The following is a 19,127-nucleotide window of genomic DNA, read 5'->3' as shown; positions in this document are numbered from 1 at the left end:
TCTTGACAAATGCCAAAAGTATTTACTTTGAATAATGCCATAGGTACTATCCGGGCATGACTCCTCGGAGAAGAACCGTGAGCAACGTTCATTTAAAAGATTTTGCAAAAGAGCGAGGGCAGCCTGAAGCAGCGATGCTTTTAGGCGTCACCCAGGGCGCGCTCAGCAAGGCAATACGCATCGGTCGAAATATTATCGTCACCCAAGAGTTGGATGGCACGTTCTCTGCCGAAGAGCGCCGCGCCTTCCCCGCTCGCATTGAACGCAAATGCAGGTCAGGCTGCGGCCCGACCTTGAACGCAAATGTACGCCCAAACCCGATCCATGGTCAGTCCACTGACGGTGCTGGTGTTTTGTCCAGTGCTGCGGAGGTGGCGTGATGAACAACGTCATCCCTTTCGAATATCAGGGCAAGCCGGTCCGCTTCAGCGCAGATGGTTGGCTTCATGCCACAAAGCTGGCTGACCGTTTCGGCAAGCGTATCGACCACTGGCTGGATAACGCAGACACCCTTGAGTACATCCAGGCGCTTGATGAGCATCTGACCGGCGCCGAGTCGAAAATTCTAGATACCCGGAATTCCGGGTATGTAAAAACCAGTAAGGCTCGGGCTGATCGGGGTGGCGGTACATGGCTGCATCCGAAACTCGCCATTCACTTTGCCCGCTGGCTCAGCGCTAAGTTTTCGGTGTGGTGTGACACGCGCATCGAGGAAATTTTGCACCGCGTGCCATCTGCCCTTGAAGACCTAAATCGCACCTGCAAAAACTTCAATGATCGCAAGGCGCTTGCTAGTGCTTGCGGTCGCGGCCTGTGGGAGTGGCAGCGTGACGAGCCCACTCTTAGTCTCGAAGTCGAGCGCAAGATCAACTCTATCCAGATGGCGCTCGAACTGAATCGTCCTGATAAACCACGCTTGCGGACCTTGCCATGAAGGTCTGCCCATCCCTGTATTTGCTGTCAGGTTAAACCAGACAGCAAAAAGCCAGCTGTCGAGGCTGGCTTCTTAATCAGTCCCCTGCAAGGGACTTCTTTGAATCTTTCGTCGGAGAAGACGATATGTCACACCCAAAAAATAGCAACAAACCACCAAAGGCGCAAGCACTGCCGCGTCCGGACTACGAAAGCCAGCTCGCGAATTGCTCGCAGGATATGCAGGAGGCCGGCGCTTTTGTTTGGGCGCTGGGGGCCTTGCTTCGCGGCATTTACGCCCATGAAGTCGAGCAAGAGCTACTGCCAGCATCCGTTACCGACGGTCTCGCGGCAGGTCTTTCAATCATTGGCAGCAAGCTATCTGACAATGGCGAGGCTTGCCGCGATCTTCTCCGCCGCAACGGGGCTTTTGCCCAAGGTGGTGCCCGATGACCGCCCTCCACCAGACCGCCCTTGTCGTCGCCCACGGCGCTTTACTCGATCTCGAAACCGCCAAGACAGCACTTAACCAGTTGGAGAGCCTGCTGTTTTCCATGACCACTGGCTCGGCACATCCATCGCACGTAAGCAATCTGATCGAGATCGCCTGGAACCTTGTGGCGGATGCCGCCAATAACGCGTCGTGCAGCTACGAAACCATTAGCCGCCAGCTTGACGAACTCGCGCCACAAAACGCGGATACCGAAAACGTGGCGCGGGAAGTCGGAGATCAGCATGAATAACCTTCCGGCCGTATTGGAAATATATGGCGAATTGTTGGATGACGCCGTTGTCACCGCCGAGCAAATGGCTCGGATGAATGCCGCCCGCGCCACCTTCAACGAATTGCGAACGATCCTTTTGGCTCAGATCGTCCCATCGCTCGACGGCGGCTGGAGCAATCCTATTGCCACTGAGATCGAAAGCCGTCTGGAGTCGATCACTTTAGCAACCGGCAACTTCTTCTGGAAGAGCCGTCATGCCGGCGCGGCGCATGATGCTGTACATGTAGGGGGTGTCCAGTGAAGGTATCCATCCCTAAATCCAAGCGTCCATTACCTAAGCGCAAGCCGGTAGGCCTTCGCTCGAAGCCGGATGGTAAGTGCGCATGGGATCGCCTGCCATTTGTTGGAAAGGATCACAGCAAGAGTTCTTCGAATTGGGATGTTCCACTCACTGGTGGCTTCTTCGGTGGAATCGAGGTCGGGCGCATCGCTGGACGCATGTTCCTGAAATACCTGCGTGACGAGCGCGAGAACCCTACAAGGCTCGGCAGCAGCAGCCTGCGAAGCGTGCTCGCTTCCATGGACGCCAAAGTGACTACCACTGATGAGGAAAAGCTGTCTCTCGATGGTCAGCGTGCCGGCTTCATCGGCGAGATCGCTTACTGGCTGGAATCCGCAGCTGAACGGCTCGGGTCTTGTTTCGACGCCATCCCTGAGCGCTCGCTTGTCCTGCAGGCAAATGAAAGCCTGGAGCGTACGGACGAAGCCTTCCATGCCGCCATCAACTCAAAGGTGAATCCATGACCATCGCCAAATTCCAAGGCGGCGATGCCGTCACCATGACCAGCATCGAGTTGCTCGAGCTGGTCAACGAAGCCCGCGCTGAGTTTGGCGAAGGGGATGTCCGCCGCAACGACTTCACCGCTCGCTGCCGGGACGAGCTTGCCGGCGAGCACTACGAAACTTTCGTAGTTCAAAATTTGAACAAAACCGAGTCTGTAGAACTTCGCATGACCCGCGATCAATGCATGTGGGTACTGATGCGCGAGTCAAAGGCTGTTCGCCGTCGGGTCACAACCAAGCTCAACCGTCTTGAGCAGCAGCCAATTGCGCCGGCCTTGCCCGGCGACTACATCAGTGCCCTGGAACACCTGCTGGAATCCAAACGCTCAGAAAAACTGGCAATTGAGCAGCGTGACTACGCCATCGAAACCAAAGCCGAGATCGGTTCGCGCCGTGAGGCAACGGCGATGGCCACGGCAAGTGCCGCCGTCCGTGAGGCTCGCCAACTCAGGGAGCTGCTTGGCATGGGTGTCACCCAGGCAACCATCGTCGCCGTAGAGAAGGCCCTCGGCCGCGAGTTCGGCAGGAGCGGTTGGCGCCCACTCAAGAAGTGGTGCCAGGCACGTGGCATCAACGCCCCTCACGTAATTCATCCCACCTTCGGCTCGGTCATCGCCTGGCCCGCCGCTGCCTGGATGGACGTTTACCAAATTGACCTGGCTGACCTGTTTGGCGCCGACGGAGAACAAGCATGAAGATTTCCCAAGAGCAGCTCATGACCAAGATCGCCGAGTCGGCGGTTGAGTATCAACTGGCCGAGACCAAGCGCAACTCGCTGCGCCGCGAATTGAACACCATGTACCGCGTGTACTTCGATGCCTACGGGCGGCCCTTCGCCGATACCAATAAGCGCGTGAACCCATACGACGAAGAGTTCTCGGGGGTGATTGCTTTCACGGATGTCGCTTACACACGCTGGAAAACCCAACGAGATCTCACGACCAAGCTAAAACGCAAGATGCGCATGCTCGTCGAGCGCCTGGAGCGTTCGCTATGAAAAAGCCAATCCAGAAAGGCGCATCCAACGACATGGCTACCCATGAAGTGTTCGTGCTGGGTGACCTGCTGCCGCTGGTGGTTGGTCACGCCAAGGCTGAAGGGCATCCCACCGAGATGGTTGCGCTCGCCTGCTTCCTCTCCTTGAGCACGGTCCTGCAAGCCAAGGGCATCCCTCGCGAAACTTTGGTCCAGGGGATAACCGCTTCCAAATTCCCCTTGGAGTTCCCTGGTGATGTCCCGCCTGTCGCCGTTGAGCGGCTCGCGATCCTCAATGAGCCGCACTTTGAGCAGTTCGATGACTTGACGCTGGCCTGCATGGCGAGCAACGGAACGAACTTCGCTCATGAGTCGCTCGCCTGTACAGATCCCGATGACGACACCATCTGGAACGCGCACGCCTCGATGATCAATTCGTGCAACGCCCTCACCGTGCTGATCATGCGATTGTCCGGCGGCAAGATGCCGGGCGAGCCGGACGAGGAACTGTTCGTCCGTCCGGCAGGGGAGACTTTGCAATGACCATCATCAACCCTCATGCCCCCCCCCAGGACGCCCGTACAGCGCCGGTAATCGTCGGGCCCTGGCCAACCTACGACCACTTCAAGGATCTGCCCGAGCGCGAGCGCTGGGTGATGTACAGCGGCGCCAAGGCCCATCGCGAGATGCTGGAGCAAGCAGGTTTCGTCATGAGTGAGGCCTATGACGACTTCGTGCGCCGGGTAACGCGGGAGCTCGACATATGAGTATCCAATCCATGGTGTGGGCTCTGGAGCAGCAGGTGATAAAGGATTCCACCTGCCGCCACGTCCTGCTCTGCCTGGCCAATTACGCCGGCAGTGACGGGCGCGGTGCTTTTCCTTCGGCGCTGACCCTTGCCAATGACACCGGCCTATCTGAGCGCACCGTGCGTTACAAGCTGGACGCCCTTGAGGCAGCAGGCCTGATCAAACGCGGGAACCAGTCAATTGCGGCGGCTTACATTGATCGTCACGACCGGCGCCCGGTGGTGTACGACCTCATCGAAAAACGGGGTGCACCAGATGCACCCCGCTCAGAACGGGGTGCAAATGAAAACGCTACGGGGTGCAGCTCAGAACAGAACGGGGTGCAAATGAAGACAGAACGGGGTGCAGCAGCTGCACCCAATACGTCATCTATCCGTCATCTATCCGTTAATAAACCAAAAGAAGGCGCAGGCAAGTCTGCTGGCTCACGAGGGAAGTCGAGCAAGTTCGATCCGTTGGCTGCCAAGCCTACAAATGCATCCGATCAAGCCTGGGCTGACTTCTGTGAAATGCGAAAAGCCAAACGGGCACCGCTGACCCTGCGCGCTTGCGAACTGATCGCCAAGAAGCTGGCCAACCACCCAGAGCCCGACGCCGTACTGGATAAGTCCACCACCAGCAGTTGGTCGGACATATACCCCGAGTCAGTGCTGCCAGGGGCTGGCGCCAAAGCCGGCAATCAACAGAGCGCCGTCCTCAGCGTGCCAACACACACCCAGGAGATGTACCCAAATGACCGTTTCTAAATTCATCCTGGAGCCGGAACTGGCTGAAACTCGCGAGAAGTCGTGCGGTACTCCTGGGCACAACGCGTTCAAGCAGTCGCTGGTGGAGCAGTTCGACGGATCGTGGAAGCTCAACACCTGCCCGGCCTGCCGCTGGCAAGCGCTGTACAACACGCCCAAGGATCGCGAGGAACATTTGCAGGCCGTGGCCCAAGTCGAAGCTGATCGCCTCAACAGCGACCTCATGGCCACCGGCATCACTCCGCGCTTTCGCAAGTGCAGCCTCGACAGCTACGTCACTGGCAACGACAAGGACAAGCAGCGCGCCTTGAGCATCTGCCGCAAGTACGCCGAGGGCTTCGGGGAGCACTTGACCGCCGGCCGCGCCCTGATGCTGATGGGCGAGATCGGTACCGGCAAGACGCACCTGGCCTGCGCGATCCTGCAGCACGTTGTCCACACTGGTGGGTATACCGGGTTGATCGTCACCGCGGAGTCGATCACACAGGCCGTGACCGATAGCTTCCGCAATAACTCGGGGCCATCCAAGACGGATCTGATCAACGAGCTGGCATCTGTCGATCTACTGGTGATCGATGAGGTTGGCGTGCATAGCGTTCGCGCTGGCAAGGACTTCACGCCAAGCCTGTTGCATGAGGTGGTCGACCGCCGCTACCAATTGATCAAGCCGACCATCCTGGTGAGCAATCAGAAACCTGAGGATCTGCACAGCTTCATCGGTCCACGCGCAGCTGACCGGTTGCGTGAAAATGGTGGGCTGCTGGCGCCATTCACCTGGAATTCGGCGCGGTCGGGAGGCTTGGCATGATGGATTTCCCTGAAATTGACGACTCTTCATCGTCCTACCAGCAGGTTCCCGACTCGGCGCTATACAGCCATGAGGCTGAATACGCCCTGATCGGCAGCATGATCCAGCAATCTGACTTGATCGATGAGGCCGGGGGGAAGCTGTCCATTGCGGATTTCCACCATCCCGCCTGCGCCGAGTTGTTCGAAGTGGTGCTGGGGCTGCGCTCCAGAGGTCGCGCGGTGGACGTTGTGACCATCTGCGAGGCTCGCCCCTTCCTTGCTGACGGGCAAAGCTCAGTGGCCGTTGTGGGGCTGCTGGTGCAGAACACACCGAGCGCCGCGAACTTTGACGAATACGCCCGGGTCGTCAAGCAGCGCTCTGTCGCCCGCCGGGTTATCGCTGCTGCGAGAATCATGAGTCAGCGCCTGATCGACGGCGAACCGCTTGACGAGGTGATGAGCCAGGGCCAGCAGGCTTGGGTGTCGCTTGAGGCGGAAGGGCTCGACTCGCGCCGCCGGTACCGGTTCATCAAGGACATTCTGCCCGAGGCAATCGATGGCGTTGACCGCCGGTTCAATCGGACCGCAAGCCTTGGATTTGATACGGGCCTGCCGTCGTTGGACGAATTCATCCCAGGCATCTGTCCTGGTCACGTCGTGGTGGTGGCGGGAACGCCCGGCAGCGGCAAGACCACGTTGGGCCTTGGCATTGCCGAACGTGTCGCCCTGGTCAAGAACGAGCCGGCGCTGGTTTTCTCGCTGGAAATGACGGATGTGGAGCTGACCAACAGGTCGCTGGCCTCGGTCGGCAGCGTCCAACTCAAACACATCAGCGAAGGTCACTCGATGACCGACGCTGATTGGCCGGGCCTAACCTCGGCAGTGAACAAGCTGATGGATGCCCCGCTGATCATATGCGATGACTCATCGCTGACGCTTCGGGACATTCGGCAGATCTGCCGGACAGTGAAGCGCGAGCACGGCCTTGCATTCGTCGCCCTGGATTACATCGGACTGGTCAACGGCGAAAACAAGTCGTCGAGCCGATACGAAACGGTCACCGAGATCAGTAAAGGCCTGAAGCGCCTGGCGAAGGAGCTGGCGGTGCCCATCGTGGTGCTTGCCCAGCTCAACCGCGGACCTAGCAGCCGGCCCAATAAGCGCCCCACCAAAAGTGACCTGCGTGACTCAGGGCAGATCGAGGCCGACGCCGACGTGGTGATCCTGGTGCATCGCGATGGTGAATCCGACGCTGGGAAGGCCGGCGTCACAGAGCTGATCGTCGACAAAAACCGCCACGGGCCCACGGGCTCCTGTCGCGTTCAGCACCAGGGTGCCTACCACCGGTTTGTCGAGCTTATTGGCAACTCATATCCGTCGGAAGAGGAGGTCGAGATGGGGCGGCCTCTCTCCAACAAGTACAAGGGGAGGAGGAACGATGAAAAGTTCTGATCTGATAGACCGGACCGCGGTAAGCGCTGATGTCAAGCAGACAGGCGTTAGATTCCAATATTCGCGCTTTTCGCTACAGCCCACGGATTGCAGGGCCTGCACCCCGCATCCACAAATTGTGATTATGGAGGTTTGTAAAAGCCTCGGGAGTGCCGCAAATGAGTAACGTCACAGCGGCATTGCCGCGCAAAAGCATGAGTGACCTGGAGCGGCGCTTTCTGAGAATCGCCGGCGAGGAGCTGGCCAAGGTCAAGGTGGGAGGCCCGACCGCATTGGCGTACCTGCTGGATATGGTCGCCAGTTGGCACGGCAACCGCGCACAGATCGGCTTCCACGACTTCGGGCAGCGCTGGCTGATCGAAGGGAATGCAAAGAACAAGCCCGCCGACCGGTTGCTACGTGACCTGTTTGGCCTGAGTGATCCAGATCCGAGGAAAGCCGCATGAATACCAGAAAACCAGCACGCCTCCCTTTGGGGGATACCGAGTACATGCTTGAGCAATGGGGCTTCTGGCGCATGGATGGCATGGGCGTCCCGAGCTATGTGTCGCCATCCTGGGCGATCATGCGGGACATGGTCCCATCGACCAGCAAGTCCTATGTCATCACGGATGAGTTGGCCAGCGTGGTTGATGGTGCTGTCGCCAGGCTGTGCAAGCGCGCACCTGAGATGGGCGACTTCGTTTGGCTGTACTACGCAGCCAAGTGGCCGGCCAAGCGGATTGGCAACAAGTACGACATGAGCGAGGCCAAGGCCAGGGAGATCATCAAGACGGGCGTCGGCTGGATTGATTGCTCATTGGAGCGATTTATCGAAGCCGCATAAAAAACTTGCACTCGCGGAATAGCCTTGTTTTCATGGCACCGTGTTCAGCTTTTCAAGCGCGACACAACAAACAAAGCCCGGCCATTGCGTCGGGCTTTTTTATGACCGAATTTCGTCAAGCCCAGCCTAACCCGCTGGGCTTTTTCGTTCCTGGAAGGTGGCGCTCAGTGGTGGGCAATCCGGTTTGAACCCGGAGCTGCTGGAAACGGTAGGGGTTCGACTCCTCCGCCTTCCGCCAAGTTTTCGCTGACTGAATGTGCGCTGGGACGCACACGGGACTGTAAATCCTGCGCCGAGTGCTATGTGGTTCGATTCCATCAGGCAGCACCAGTTTTGATGTGGGCGTTAGCCACAGCCAGGGTGGGCCTTCGGGCAGGGCCTGGACGCGGTATAGCCGGAAGTCACGCGTTACGGTAGAACACCGGCAGTCAGCACACCCTAGTCCTCAGTTGTGCTTGCGGGGTGGTGTTGGCGGACAGGGGAGAAAGATCCTCACCTATTTCAAGGCTCGCCATATCGGCGGGCCTTTTCTGCATCTGGAGCACAGCAAATGTCCGGTTCGTTTCAATCCCATGACTACGTGCCGGGCAAATCCGGCCTGAAGATCGACCTGAAGACGGGCGAGTTCGAGATTAACTCTTGCACCCTCGGCATCACGGCCAATGCGCCAGAGCGCCAGATGGTGTCGGTAGAGGTTGCCAGCTGGAGCAAGTACGACTTGCCCAAGAATGCCGCCAACCTACTCCAGTTCATGCAGGCCGAGCTGCAACGGGTTCCGGAGCAGTATCGCCACGCCGCCGAGTTCGAAGAGTTCGATGCGAGCTACGGCGATGATTCGTTCAACTCTCGCCTGTTCCTGAGCTACTCCCGACTCGAAACCGAGGAAGAGCTGGCCGATCGCCTGGAGAAGGCTAAGGCTTCCGGTGCGCGGATCGTGAGCGCGGGCGGTTGCACTACGATAGTTTGCGATGGTGTTGTGCGGGCCAGGTTCGGCAATCTGGACCAGCCCGAGCCAGAGCCAGAGCAGCCATTCAAGCTTGATGGCTGCAAGCCCTACATCAACCAGGCATTCATCGATGCCGCTAGCGTCACTCAAGCAGGAACGCTTGAGGCGGCCTTGAGCGCGTCGCTTAAATCGCAGTTCCTAGTAGCGTCCGAAAAGTTCGCGATCAAGTACCCGACGGAATTCGAGCGGAAGCTGGCGGGAGGCGTGAATGCGGTGCTTGACGCTCTCGCCGGAAAGATCGGTGATACCAAGCTTGGGTATGAGCTGAAAGAGCAGATTGACCTGCAGGGCTGGAACCTCGCTGACCAGGTCAAGGCTGTGATCCGCAAGGAACTCATGCCCGGCGGCCTGCTTCACCGTTCACGCTAATCAACCCCCTAACTCCCTGATGGGGAGGAACTGAGATGGCTCCCATGCCCGAAAAAGACCCTAACTTGTGGGCCGCTGCATTTGCCTGGCTTGCAGCGCACCAGCCGCAACTCTATGCCTCTGGCTTATCGGTGCTCATTGCCATCCTGCGGGTTGTGTATGGCGGCGGCACTCGTCGCCAGATGATCCTTGAGGGTGCCCTGTGCGGGCTGATTACCCTGGCTCTGGTGCCGCTACTGGAGTGGATGGGGCTACCTCAGGGCATGGCTACCTTCGCCGGTGGTGCGGTTGGGTTCGTAGGTGTTGAGAAGCTGCGCGACTACTCAGACAGGTTTATTGGTCGCAAGGCTGACTCGCTGTAATCCGCGCCACGTTTTCTAATGCGCCAAATCGTGGCGCGTAACAAGGACCGCACCATGAGCACAGTAAGCGCCGAGTACTACCAGATCAAAGGCATGGTCAGTGATATGCCAGCTGAAGAGCAGGCTGAGGTCGCACGGGTCGAAGCCTTGGTGGTGGAGTTGGCCAAGTCGTCCCAGGCTGCCGCGCTCGGTGTGATTTTGGGCTCAATCAAGCTTTCGCTGGAGGCGTGACCATGGACCCTGGCTACAGCAATCCGGTTTGCCGCGGTGATTGGCGTCTCGGCACAGCCTGCGGCAAGTGTGCTCGCTGCATCATCAACAAGCCCGACCCACCAGCGCCACCGCCCATGCGTCGCCCGCCGCCGACATCGATCATTCCAACCACTGGCTCAATGCTGGTGGTACTGGTGTTCATTGCAGGTGTTGCGGTAGGTGCCAAGATGGCGGGAGGTTGGTGATGGCTCGAATCGAACTGAAGCTGAAGGCCACGCGGCGCTGGTGGTTGATGCCGCTGCTCAACTGTGCGGCGGCGTGGTACTGGATCACTGGTCGAAACGAGATCGCGCCAGGTTTCATTGACTGGCTCGTGCGTCACGGCCTCACCATCGAGGTTGAGTGATGGCGAGCACATCACCGTGGCACCACCTCTACAAGACCAAGCGATGGTATCGGTTGAGATGGCACCAACTACAGGTCGAGCCTACCTGTCGCTTGTGTCGTGCGCCAGGTACGGTCGAGGCTGCTAACACTGTCGACCACGTCAAACCGCACAAGGGTGACGAGGATTTGTTCTTCGACGCTTCGAATCTGCAAAGCCTCTGCAAGCCCTGTCACGACGGAGCCAAGCAGAGGCAGGAGAGGACCGGCATCCTGCCTGGTCATGACGTGTCTGGCATACCGGTCGACCCGAACCACCACTGGAATCGCGATTGACCGAATCTATTGAAATCGGCGGTGAAGCACGTCAAAGCCCCGATTGAAGCACGTCAGTGCCCCAGGGGGCGGTCAAAATATAGCGATTCTCGTCTAGTAGGACCGCCCTCGACCCTCTTCTTCATTCCTAACCCGGAAAACGCCGCCAAAACACATCGCGGCAAGTATTGAGAAAACCTATGACAGCCAAGCGCACCCGCTCCGATAGCGCGACATCGGCGGTTGCTGCTATGCAGGCCGCTGCCGCCGGTCCGATCAAGCCACCAAGTTTCGTCAACATCCGCAAAGCCGACAAGCCATTTTGGGAATCCATTGTGCGCGCGCGCACGCGAGATAGCTGGACAGACTCCGACCTGGTCCTGGCGGGCAATCTCGCTCGATGCCTTTCCGACATTGAGCGGCTCCAGAAGGAGATCGATGTCGAGGGCGACGTGCTCACCAACGATCGCGGCACCCAGGTGATCAACCCGAAGCACAACCTGCTGGAGACATTGAGCCGCCGCGCCGTGGCCTTGAGCCGCACGCTGCAGGTACACGCCCAGGCGACCCAGGGCGAATCCCGCGACCAGGGCAAGAAGGCAACCAAGCAACGCGCCGCCGAGAAGGTCCTGGCGAACCAGGATGACGATGACCTGATTCCCAGAGCGATGCACTGATGGCTGCCCGGCGCAGAACGCGCGGCGAGAAGGTCATCGCATTCATCGAGAAATATTGCCGCGTGCCAGAGGGGCAGCACGTCGGCAAGGCTCTGGTGCTGGACCAGTTCCAGAAGGACTTCATCCTCGCGGTATACGACAACCCGGCAGGAACCAGCACCGCCTACCTCAGCATCGCTCGGAAGAATGGCAAGACAGGATTAATCGCCGGCATCCTGCTGGCACATATTGTCGGGCCGGAGGCGGTGCAGAATTCACAGATCGTTTCCGGCGCCATGAGTCGAGAGCAGGCCGGCCTGGTGTTCAAGCTGGCGGTGAAGATGATCCAGCTCAACCCTGAGCTGCAATCGTTGATCCACATCGTGCCGAGCAGCAAGACGTTGATTGGCACGCCGTTGAACGTTGAGTACCGCGCGCTTTCCGCCGAAGGGAAAACCGCACACGGGCTGTCTCCGATCCTGGCCATCCTCGATGAGATTGGTCAGGTGCGCGGCCCGCAAAGCGATTTCATTGACGCGATCACCACGGCTCAGGGTGCTCACGCTGCGCCGCTACTGATTGCGATCAGTACTCAGGCCGCACAGGACAGTGACCTTTTCAGCATCTGGCTCGACGACGCGGAGAAGTCTCAAGACCCGCACATCGTCAGCCATGTTTACCAGGCGCCGAAGGACTGCAAGGTCACTGACCCTACTGGATGGAAGGCTGCAAACCCGGCGCTTGGATCATTCCGGTCGCTGGCAGACCTGGAGAAGCAGGCCGAGCGCGCTAATCGGATGCCAGCGTCGGAGAACACGTTCCGAAACCTCTGCCTGAATCAGCGGGTGTCGACAGTTTCCGTCTTCGTCTCGAAAGGTGTTTGGGTCAGCTGCGGCGATGATCCGGATAGCCCGGATGGCATGGACCTGTACGGCGGCCTTGACCTCTCGTTCAGGACTGACCTCACGGCCTTCGTCGTCATCGGCAAGCGCGACGGTAATTGGAACGTATGGCCGTTCTTCTGGACGCCTGAACAGGGCCTCGCCGAGCGCGCCAAGCGTGACCGAGAGGCATACGAGGTGTGGGCACGCGAAGGCCTGCTACTGACCACTCCAGGGGCGACCGTGGACTACGCCTATGTTGCTGCTGACATTGCTCGAATTCTTGCCGAGCTCGGTGGCGACATCCAGGCTATTGCGTTCGACCGATATCGGATCGACCTCTTCAAGCGGGACGCCGAGGCTCAGGGCGTAACGCTGCCTCTGGTCGAGTACGGCCAAGGCTACAAGGACATGACCCCGGCCATCGATGCGTTGGAGTCGGAGCTGCTCAACGGAAGGCTAAGCCACGGTATGCACCCGGTGCTGACCATGTGCGCATCAAATGCGGTGATCCAGAAAGACCCGGCGGGTAACCGCAAGTTTGCAAAGGACAAAGCCACCGGCCGCATCGATGGGATGTCTGCCTTGGCAATGGCGTTCGGCGCAACTCTTGGCGCTCCCGAAGAGGTCAAGGGCGACATCGACCACTATCTCAAAAACGGATTCTCCGGACTTCTATAGGCTCACTATGGCTTCTCGCTGGTACAACCCGATGAGCTGGAGTTTCTTCGGCTTCAACGATCCCAAAACAGGCCAGTACATCGAGGTCAATAACGAGATCGGCGGCAAGACGCGCTCGGGTGAAGTTGTTACACCCAAGAAGGCAATGGCGATTCCCATTGTCTGGTCCTGCGTAAAGATACTGAGTGAGACTGTATCTGGGCTTCCCTTGAAGCTTTACGACGATCTCCCGGCAGGTCGAGCACTTGCCAAAGGTAACAGCCGTGCGGCGCGCTTACTGGCCAAGCCAAACCCGTACATGACGATGCTCAATTTCATCAAAGCGATCATCGTCAACATGGCGTTACGCGGGAATGCTTTCGCGCTGATCGAGCGTAACGACGCAGGGGAGTTCATCGGTTTTATCCCTCTGAGCGCTGACTGTGTCGAGGTGAACACAGACGATGACCTGATTTACTGGGTGACCTTGAAAGGTCAGCGATTCCCGGTATCTCCCGAGTTCATGTTGCACTTCAAAATATTCAGCGCCGACGGAATCAACGGTTTGTCTCCGGTCGAGTTTCAGAAGGAAGCGATGGGCCTGGCCAAGGCGGCTCAGAGTTGGTCCTCGCGGTTCATGCGTAAAGGCGGGTTCACCGGCGGGTATGTCATCTATGACAACTTCTTAACTGCGGAGCAGCAGGCGCAGGTGCTCGAAAAATTCCCGAAGATCCGCGACGGTGACGTTGAGGACATCGGGAAGATGGGACTGCTTCAGGGTGGCCCGAAGATTGTCCCTGCCGGCATGACGCAGAAAGACAGCCAGTTCATTGAATCCCAGCAGTTCCAGGAAGAAGCCCTCGCGGGTATCTGGGGCGTGCCGCTGTACCTGGCCAACCGCGCCGGAAAGACCTCGATCATGGGTTCCAACCTGGAGCAGCAAACCAGCGGCTTCATCACCTTCGGCCTCAGTCCCTACATCAAGGCGATCGAGGACGAGATCAACGACAAGCTCTTTGGCGGTACGACTCAGTTCGTCGAGTTTGTGGTGGAAGGCATTCTGCGCGCCGACAGCGCTGGTCGCGCCACCTACTACGGCAGCGCCTTGGGCGGTTCAGGTGGCTCTGGCTGGATGACCATCAACGAAGTTCGACGCAAAGAAAACCTTCCTCCTCTGGTTGGCGAAGAATACGACCGGGTCACCCGGTGGGAGATGCAAACAAATGTCAAAGATTGAAGTCCCGTTTGAGCTGAAAGGGATGGACGACGCGGGCAACTTCGAAGGCTATGCCGCGGTGTTCAATAACATCGATCTGGGTGACGACGTGATTCTGCCAGGCGCATTCACGAAGGTGAAGACGACTCGCGGGGGGCGCCTGAAGCTGGCGCTGTTCCATGATCTGACCCGACTTGTCGGCTCTGCAGCGTTCACTCAAGACGATCATGGCCTTTACCTCAAAGGCAAGATCAACCTGGCCGTGAGCTATGCGCGCGACGCATACGAGCTCATGAAAGAAGAGACGCTGGACAGTATGTCCATCGGCTTCAACACCATCAAAGCCACGTTCGAAGAGCGCGATGGTCGCACTGTGCGACTGATCAGCGCCGCCGAGCTGTGGGAAGCCTCGATCGTGCCCTTTGGTATGAATCCAGAGGCAAAGGTCACCGACGTGAAGTCGGATATCAGACTTTTTGAAGCAGCCCTGCGCGAACGCATGGGGCTCTCGCAAAAGGAGGCGGCAGCAGTCGCCTCGCTCGGCTATTCCGCCGTACACCGTGATGGTGGGACGGCGGCCACGGCGATCGTGGATGAGCTGAAAGAAATATCCAACCTGTTCAAAAACCAATTTGGAGTTCAGCCATGACCGCTGATGTTAAAGAAATTCGCGAAGCCCTGGAAAAACAACTCTCCGAGGGCTTCGGTGGGCTGCAACAAAAATATGACCATGTCTCGGCGGAGCTCGAAAAGGGCAACGCTGCAACCAAGGACATCAAGTCTCAGATCGAAAACCAAAAGGGTGAGATCGAGCGCGTCATCGAGCAGGTGCAGAAGCTCGAAGAAAAGGGTGTTCGTCTGCGTTCCCCGGGTGGCGAGCAGAAGGGCTTCATCGACTTCGTCAAAGGCAACGACGATTACAAAGCGCTGCTCGACAAGAAGCAGGACCGCGCCGAAATCGAAGTTACCAAGTCGGCGATGGCGACCATGTCCGAGGTCAAGGTGACCAGCGCCGGCCTGGTAGCGCCTCAGTACGATCCAGTCATTCAGGACAAGCCACGGCAGAACCTGGTGATTCAAGACTTGATCCCTTCGACGCCGGTCACCGGAACCTCCTTCACTTACTTCAAGGAACTGCTCCACACCCTGGGCGCAGGCATGGTCGGTGAAGGTGAGGCGAAGCCTTCCAGCGACGTGACTTTCGAAGAAGCCACCGACACCATCAAGAAGATCGCTGTTTGGATGCCGGTAACCGACGAGGCACTGGACGACGTGCCGCAGCTCTACAGCTACATTCAGGAGCTGCTGCGCTACGACCTGAAGCTGAAGAAGGAAGGCCAAATCCTCAAGGGCGACGGTATCGGCAAGAACATGAATGGCATCATGACTCAGGCGACAGCGTTCAACGCGGCGCTGAGCAAGGCGAATGATACGGCTATCGACACTGTCCGCCGCGCCCTTTATCAGGTTGGCAAGCAATCGAAGCGTTCGGCTGATGCCGTGGTGATGACTGATCTGGACTGGATGAACATCGAGTTGGAAAAGGACGCCCAGAACCGCTATCTGTTCGCCAACCTGCAGGGCCTGGTTACCCCGATCCTGTGGGGGCGGCCGGTTGTGGCCTCCGATAGCATGGACGAAGGCGATGGCTCCACCACCGGCGGCGAGTTCCTGACGGGTTCTTTCGCCCAAGGCGCGCGGATCTATGACCGTATGGCGTTCACCATCAAGGTCGGCATGATCAACGACGACTTCATCAAGAACAAGCGTGCCATCTTGGTCGAGGAACGCTTGGGTCTGGCCGTGCGCCGCCCTTACGCGTTCGTGAAGGGCCGCTTCAAGCCTCAAGCTTGATTGTGTCGAGTTGATCCTGGGGCCTGGCGGCCCCTTTTTTGTGGAGAAGGTTATGAAAATCAAAGTTCTGTGGGGCTTCGAAGGCGATCCTGACAAGGTCAAAGTGAACAACGGCCGAGTATCCGCAGGTGAGATCATTGAACTGGACGACGAAGAGTACGGCCATCGCTTGATCGGTAAGGGGCTTGCCGCGCTTGATGACGGTGCCGCTCCTAAAGCCAATAAGCAGTCCAAGCCCAACGAGACCAAGTAAATGATCGACCTGGCGCGCGTGAAGCTTCACCTGAAGGTGGACGGCGACGAGGAAGACATGCTTATCACTGGCTACCTAGACGCCGCCAAATCGCACGTTGCCATGCACTGTGACCGGGAGCTGGTCGAAGGAACGCCGGTCGGGCCAGAGCAGATGGGGTTCACCCCTGACGTTGAGCAGGCAGTGCTTCTACTCGTTGGCCACTGGTACGCCAATCGCGAGGCCGTGGTGATCGGCACTATCTCATCGGCTGTTCCTCTGGCCGTTGACCGACTTCTCTGGCCAAGGAAGCGTTTCTGATGAGAGCCGGCCCAATGCGTCACCACTGCACGATGTACAAGCCGGTGCTGACCAAGAACAAATCAGGTGGACAAGATGTCACCTGGTCCGAAGTCGGCAAGTTGTGGGCGGAGATCACCATGCCGACAGGTCGCATCGCCCCAGTGGCTGAGCAGCTTAAGGTCGTGATCACTGCCGAAATCCGCATCCGCCCCCGGGCCAATGCTGTCGCCGGCAATCGCATCGTACATACGGCGAAGGGAATCACCACCACTTACCTGATCGGTGCGGCGCTGCCCAACAACGAGCGCGACATGCTTCGATTGCTGTGTTCAAACGTACCCAACCCTTAAAGGTGAATCATGAGAGTTATTGCCCTGGGAACCCTGTCCGGCGCTACTGGCGACCGGGAAAAGGGTGAGGATTTTGTGGTCGACGCCAAGCTCGGCGCCGATCTTGTCGCGCGTGGCTTGGTTGAGCTGGCGCCCGAAACAGCGCCGGCCACTGATAAACCGGCCAAGACCAAGGAGTAGGCCATGGCTGCCCGCCGCTCCAGGATGTCCGGTGACTTCAAGTTGCGCCGCACCCTGCGGAACATCCACCAATCCATGGATAACGAGTTGGCACCGGTGATGCGCGACAGTGCGGAGCGCATTCTTTCCACGATGAAGAGTCTGATCCCGAAGGACACGGGCGCGGCTGCTGCTGCTCTGAAGGTATTTGTTTCCAAGAGCGGTCTGGATGCCCAGATTGGCATCCGCGGGAAAAGGGATGGCGACCGGTTCTTCTACCTGAAGTTCGTAGAGTACGGAACCAAGGGCTACACGGGAAATAAGCGTTCAGGTGGGCGATCTCGTAGCACTAAGAACAAATCTGACGGAGCCACCTTCTACGGCAAGTACCCGGACATCCCAGCGCGTCCGGCACATCCATGGCTCAGGCCGGCGAAAGACGTCAATCGCGAGTATGTGATCGCAAATATCCGCGCTGCCATTGGCCGGACCTTGAGCAAGGCAAGCAAGGGGCTTTCAAATGGCTGATCCGTCTGTTGCGCTGCAGGAGGCGCTGTTCGCCAGGCTGGAGGCCGAGGTGTCTTGCCCGATCTGCGACGGCGCGCCCATGGACACGGATATGCCCTATGTTTCGATTGATAGGGAGATATCCACCAACATCACACCCATCGCCGGCAGGAAGCGCGAGCAGCGCCTGATTTACCTGTCGGTTTGGTCGGACGCTCACGGCCAGGCCGAGGTGAAACGCATCATCGGCGAGGTTATGGCTGCCCTGGACGAGCGCCGGTTGCCGTTGGAAGTTGGCCGGGCAGTTTCGGTCCGGGTCGAGCAAGCCGACGCACAGCGCGATGCTGACGGCGTCACGTACCATGGATCAATCACGGTCCGCGTTATCACCACACACTAAACCCAAAAACCGGCCGCACCGCGGCTTTATCCAATGAGCCTTTGGAGGAACCCCCATGGCCGACGACAACCTCAATACAGCCGCCGGCTGCCGGATCAGCATCGGCAGCAAGAACGGCGCGGACACTGAAGCGCTCTACAAAGCAGACACCTACGTCGAGATCGGCGAAGTGGAAGACCTGGGCGAGTTCGGCGACACCTTCAGTTCGGTGACCTTCACTTCGCTGCGCGATGGTCGCGTGCGCAAGTACAAGGGCACCGCTGATGCCGGCGACCTGACCCTGGCCGTCGGCCTGGACAACGGCGACCTGGGCCAGGCCAAGCTGAAGATCGCTCACAAGGATCGCAGCAAGGGCGACTACAACATCAAGATCACCCTGAACGATGGCGATCCTGATGCCACCCCGGCGCTGCTGCCGACCACCTTCTACCTGCGTGGCAAGGTGATGAACAACACCGTCGCCGCCGGCGCTGCTGACAACGTGGTTCGCCGCAACGTCACGATCGGCATCAACTCAGACATCCTGGAAATTCTCCCGGCTGCCGCCGCCTAACCTGCGGGGCTTCGGCCCCGAAACTCAAGGATTCTCGATATGAGCAAGACCCTTTACGGTACCGTCGAAATCAAGCTGGGCGACGAGACCTACACCCTCACGCCGACCCTCGGCGCGGTGCGCGCCATCGAGGCGCACTTCGGCGGCCTGCGCGGGGCATCACAGGCCGTCAATGCGCTGAGCATCGACGGTTGCGCCGTGATCATCGCGGGCGGTGCTGGCTTGAAAGGCAAGGCTGCCGAGGCTGTCGCTGAGCAGGTTTGGCAGACTGGCGTGCTGGACGTGTCCGTGCAGCTCAACGGCTATCTGGTCGCGCTGTACAACCCGAAGGGCCCTGATGCGGGAAAGGAAAAGCCGGCGGCGGCGTAAGTGCTGTCGAGAACGGCAGCTACGTCGACCGGCTCTACGCAGTGGCCACCGGCTGGCTGGGCTGGCCGCCTGACCTGGCCTGGTCCACGCCGATGCCCGAACTGTTTCTGGCCATGGATGCCAAGATCGAATGGGCGCAGATGACCAACCCCTTTGGTGGCGGAAAGGCGAAAGCCAAGGCTGACAAGCCATCAGCGTCGACTGTGGCCGATAAGCTGCGGCAGGCGCTCACAGGGAGGCAGGCTACGTGATCTGGTGGCG

The 19,127-nt window shown here is 58.8% G+C and carries 35 protein-coding genes and 1 tRNA gene; all 36 read left to right on the top strand.

The window, feature by feature from the left end; all coding sequences use genetic code 11:
- The first annotated feature begins 77 nt into the window (after positions 1 to 77).
- The 36 genes from BLR63_RS32205 to BLR63_RS16435 all read left to right on the top strand — a co-directional run bounded on the left by BLR63_RS32205 (position 78) and on the right by BLR63_RS16435 (position 19,117).
- On the top strand, positions 78 to 380 hold the full coding sequence (locus tag BLR63_RS32205) for a Cro/CI family transcriptional regulator (protein ID WP_050901321.1): 303 nt from the start codon (positions 78 to 80) through the stop codon (positions 378 to 380).
- Entirely contained in the window at positions 380 to 934 is a 555-nt protein-coding gene (locus tag BLR63_RS16590; protein ID WP_010564166.1) for a KilA-N domain-containing protein, read from the top strand. The genes BLR63_RS32205 and BLR63_RS16590 overlap by 1 nt, the downstream gene beginning before the upstream one ends.
- 125 nt (positions 935 to 1,059) lie before the next feature.
- Entirely contained in the window at positions 1,060 to 1,365 is a 306-nt protein-coding gene (locus BLR63_RS16585; protein ID WP_010564167.1) for a hypothetical protein, read from the top strand.
- Complete coding sequence (locus BLR63_RS16580; RefSeq protein WP_010564168.1) at positions 1,362 to 1,655, top strand: hypothetical protein; 294 nt, start codon at positions 1,362 to 1,364, stop codon at positions 1,653 to 1,655. The genes BLR63_RS16585 and BLR63_RS16580 overlap by 4 nt, the downstream gene beginning before the upstream one ends.
- The gene (locus BLR63_RS16575) at positions 1,648 to 1,938 is read left to right on the top strand and encodes a hypothetical protein (RefSeq protein WP_010564169.1); all 291 of its coding nucleotides are present in this window, start codon (positions 1,648 to 1,650) and stop codon (positions 1,936 to 1,938) included. The genes BLR63_RS16580 and BLR63_RS16575 overlap by 8 nt, the downstream gene beginning before the upstream one ends.
- Positions 1,935 to 2,441, top strand: a complete 507-nt coding sequence (locus BLR63_RS31245) for a hypothetical protein (RefSeq protein ID WP_130926082.1) — start codon at positions 1,935 to 1,937, stop codon at positions 2,439 to 2,441. The genes BLR63_RS16575 and BLR63_RS31245 overlap by 4 nt, the downstream gene beginning before the upstream one ends.
- A complete protein-coding gene (locus tag BLR63_RS16565) occupies positions 2,438 to 3,175 on the top strand; it encodes a Rha family transcriptional regulator (RefSeq protein ID WP_010564171.1) in 738 nt (245 codons plus the stop codon). Before BLR63_RS31245 ends, BLR63_RS16565 begins: the two co-directional genes overlap by 4 nt.
- Positions 3,172 to 3,477, top strand: coding sequence for a hypothetical protein (locus BLR63_RS16560; RefSeq protein ID WP_010564172.1), 306 nt, complete (start codon positions 3,172 to 3,174; stop codon positions 3,475 to 3,477). Before BLR63_RS16565 ends, BLR63_RS16560 begins: the two co-directional genes overlap by 4 nt.
- Positions 3,474 to 3,998, top strand: coding sequence for a hypothetical protein (locus BLR63_RS31655; RefSeq protein WP_010564173.1), 525 nt, complete (start codon positions 3,474 to 3,476; stop codon positions 3,996 to 3,998). Before BLR63_RS16560 ends, BLR63_RS31655 begins: the two co-directional genes overlap by 4 nt.
- Positions 3,995 to 4,222, top strand: coding sequence for a hypothetical protein (locus BLR63_RS16550; protein ID WP_083365956.1), 228 nt, complete (start codon positions 3,995 to 3,997; stop codon positions 4,220 to 4,222). Before BLR63_RS31655 ends, BLR63_RS16550 begins: the two co-directional genes overlap by 4 nt.
- Entirely contained in the window at positions 4,219 to 5,010 is a 792-nt protein-coding gene (locus tag BLR63_RS16545; RefSeq protein WP_010564175.1) for a helix-turn-helix domain-containing protein, read from the top strand. Before BLR63_RS16550 ends, BLR63_RS16545 begins: the two co-directional genes overlap by 4 nt.
- Complete coding sequence (locus BLR63_RS16540; protein ID WP_010564176.1) at positions 4,997 to 5,818, top strand: ATP-binding protein; 822 nt, start codon at positions 4,997 to 4,999, stop codon at positions 5,816 to 5,818. Before BLR63_RS16545 ends, BLR63_RS16540 begins: the two co-directional genes overlap by 14 nt.
- Positions 5,815 to 7,251: a replicative DNA helicase gene (locus BLR63_RS16535; protein WP_010564177.1), complete on the top strand. Its 1,437-nt coding sequence runs from the start codon at positions 5,815 to 5,817 to the stop codon at positions 7,249 to 7,251. Before BLR63_RS16540 ends, BLR63_RS16535 begins: the two co-directional genes overlap by 4 nt.
- Positions 7,252 to 7,409: 158 nt before the next feature.
- Positions 7,410 to 7,697: a hypothetical protein gene (locus BLR63_RS16530; protein WP_010564178.1), complete on the top strand. Its 288-nt coding sequence runs from the start codon at positions 7,410 to 7,412 to the stop codon at positions 7,695 to 7,697.
- Positions 7,694 to 8,077, top strand: a complete 384-nt coding sequence (locus tag BLR63_RS16525; protein ID WP_010564179.1) for an antiterminator Q family protein — start codon at positions 7,694 to 7,696, stop codon at positions 8,075 to 8,077. Before BLR63_RS16530 ends, BLR63_RS16525 begins: the two co-directional genes overlap by 4 nt.
- A 255-nt stretch (positions 8,078 to 8,332) precedes the next feature.
- Positions 8,333 to 8,407, top strand: a tRNA-Tyr gene (locus tag BLR63_RS31235).
- 220 nt (positions 8,408 to 8,627) lie between these two features.
- The gene (locus BLR63_RS16520) at positions 8,628 to 9,452 is read left to right on the top strand and encodes a hypothetical protein (RefSeq protein WP_010564180.1); all 825 of its coding nucleotides are present in this window, start codon (positions 8,628 to 8,630) and stop codon (positions 9,450 to 9,452) included.
- A gap of 35 nt (positions 9,453 to 9,487) precedes the next feature.
- Positions 9,488 to 9,814, top strand: coding sequence for a phage holin, lambda family (locus BLR63_RS16515; RefSeq protein WP_010564181.1), 327 nt, complete (start codon positions 9,488 to 9,490; stop codon positions 9,812 to 9,814).
- Between the two features lie 54 nt (positions 9,815 to 9,868).
- Positions 9,869 to 10,045, top strand: coding sequence for a hypothetical protein (locus BLR63_RS31530; RefSeq protein ID WP_162830758.1), 177 nt, complete (start codon positions 9,869 to 9,871; stop codon positions 10,043 to 10,045).
- Between the two features lie 2 nt (positions 10,046 to 10,047).
- Complete coding sequence (locus BLR63_RS16505; RefSeq protein WP_010564183.1) at positions 10,048 to 10,272, top strand: hypothetical protein; 225 nt, start codon at positions 10,048 to 10,050, stop codon at positions 10,270 to 10,272.
- Positions 10,272 to 10,433 carry a hypothetical protein gene (locus BLR63_RS31230; RefSeq protein ID WP_156791906.1) on the top strand — a complete coding sequence of 54 codons (162 nt, stop codon included), beginning with the start codon at positions 10,272 to 10,274 and terminating at the stop codon, positions 10,431 to 10,433. The genes BLR63_RS16505 and BLR63_RS31230 overlap by 1 nt, the downstream gene beginning before the upstream one ends.
- Complete coding sequence (locus BLR63_RS16500) at positions 10,433 to 10,747, top strand: HNH endonuclease (RefSeq protein WP_010564184.1); 315 nt, start codon at positions 10,433 to 10,435, stop codon at positions 10,745 to 10,747. Before BLR63_RS31230 ends, BLR63_RS16500 begins: the two co-directional genes overlap by 1 nt.
- 179 nt (positions 10,748 to 10,926) lie before the next feature.
- Positions 10,927 to 11,403, top strand: a complete 477-nt coding sequence (locus BLR63_RS16495; RefSeq protein WP_010564185.1) for a hypothetical protein — start codon at positions 10,927 to 10,929, stop codon at positions 11,401 to 11,403.
- Positions 11,403 to 12,944, top strand: coding sequence for a terminase large subunit (locus tag BLR63_RS16490; RefSeq protein ID WP_010564186.1), 1,542 nt, complete (start codon positions 11,403 to 11,405; stop codon positions 12,942 to 12,944). Before BLR63_RS16495 ends, BLR63_RS16490 begins: the two co-directional genes overlap by 1 nt.
- Before the next feature lie 7 nt (positions 12,945 to 12,951).
- Positions 12,952 to 14,160 (top strand): phage portal protein, encoded by a 1,209-nt coding sequence (locus BLR63_RS16485; RefSeq protein WP_042946598.1) that lies wholly within the window; start codon positions 12,952 to 12,954, stop codon positions 14,158 to 14,160.
- Entirely contained in the window at positions 14,147 to 14,788 is a 642-nt protein-coding gene (locus BLR63_RS16480) for an HK97 family phage prohead protease (protein WP_010564188.1), read from the top strand. The genes BLR63_RS16485 and BLR63_RS16480 overlap by 14 nt, the downstream gene beginning before the upstream one ends.
- Positions 14,785 to 15,993 carry a phage major capsid protein gene (locus BLR63_RS16475; protein ID WP_010564189.1) on the top strand — a complete coding sequence of 403 codons (1,209 nt, stop codon included), beginning with the start codon at positions 14,785 to 14,787 and terminating at the stop codon, positions 15,991 to 15,993. The genes BLR63_RS16480 and BLR63_RS16475 overlap by 4 nt, the downstream gene beginning before the upstream one ends.
- 52 nt (positions 15,994 to 16,045) lie before the next feature.
- Positions 16,046 to 16,246, top strand: coding sequence for a hypothetical protein (locus BLR63_RS16470; protein WP_010564190.1), 201 nt, complete (start codon positions 16,046 to 16,048; stop codon positions 16,244 to 16,246).
- Positions 16,247 to 16,546: a head-tail connector protein gene (locus tag BLR63_RS16465; protein ID WP_010564191.1), complete on the top strand. Its 300-nt coding sequence runs from the start codon at positions 16,247 to 16,249 to the stop codon at positions 16,544 to 16,546.
- Entirely contained in the window at positions 16,546 to 16,878 is a 333-nt protein-coding gene (locus BLR63_RS16460; RefSeq protein ID WP_042946600.1) for a phage head closure protein, read from the top strand. Before BLR63_RS16465 ends, BLR63_RS16460 begins: the two co-directional genes overlap by 1 nt.
- 9 nt (positions 16,879 to 16,887) lie before the next feature.
- Positions 16,888 to 17,058, top strand: a complete 171-nt coding sequence (locus tag BLR63_RS31525) for a hypothetical protein (RefSeq protein WP_010564193.1) — start codon at positions 16,888 to 16,890, stop codon at positions 17,056 to 17,058.
- 3 nt (positions 17,059 to 17,061) lie between these two features.
- The gene (locus BLR63_RS16455; protein WP_010564194.1) at positions 17,062 to 17,565 is read left to right on the top strand and encodes an HK97-gp10 family putative phage morphogenesis protein; all 504 of its coding nucleotides are present in this window, start codon (positions 17,062 to 17,064) and stop codon (positions 17,563 to 17,565) included.
- Entirely contained in the window at positions 17,558 to 17,944 is a 387-nt protein-coding gene (locus BLR63_RS16450) for a DUF3168 domain-containing protein (protein ID WP_010564195.1), read from the top strand. The genes BLR63_RS16455 and BLR63_RS16450 overlap by 8 nt, the downstream gene beginning before the upstream one ends.
- Positions 17,945 to 17,999: 55 nt before the next feature.
- On the top strand, positions 18,000 to 18,497 hold the full coding sequence (locus tag BLR63_RS16445) for a hypothetical protein (RefSeq protein WP_010564196.1): 498 nt from the start codon (positions 18,000 to 18,002) through the stop codon (positions 18,495 to 18,497).
- Positions 18,498 to 18,536: 39 nt separating this feature from the next.
- Positions 18,537 to 18,866: a hypothetical protein gene (locus BLR63_RS16440; protein ID WP_010564197.1), complete on the top strand. Its 330-nt coding sequence runs from the start codon at positions 18,537 to 18,539 to the stop codon at positions 18,864 to 18,866.
- 41 nt (positions 18,867 to 18,907) lie between these two features.
- Positions 18,908 to 19,117, top strand: a complete 210-nt coding sequence (locus BLR63_RS16435; RefSeq protein ID WP_010564198.1) for a hypothetical protein — start codon at positions 18,908 to 18,910, stop codon at positions 19,115 to 19,117.
- Positions 19,118 to 19,127 lie beyond the last annotated feature (10 nt).

It is taken from the genome of Pseudomonas extremaustralis, assembly GCF_900102035.1.
Classification (GTDB): Bacteria; Pseudomonadota; Gammaproteobacteria; order Pseudomonadales; family Pseudomonadaceae; genus Aquipseudomonas; species Aquipseudomonas extremaustralis.
Note: the sequence above shows the minus strand (reverse complement) of the source record. Positions and strands in the feature narration are given on the sequence as shown.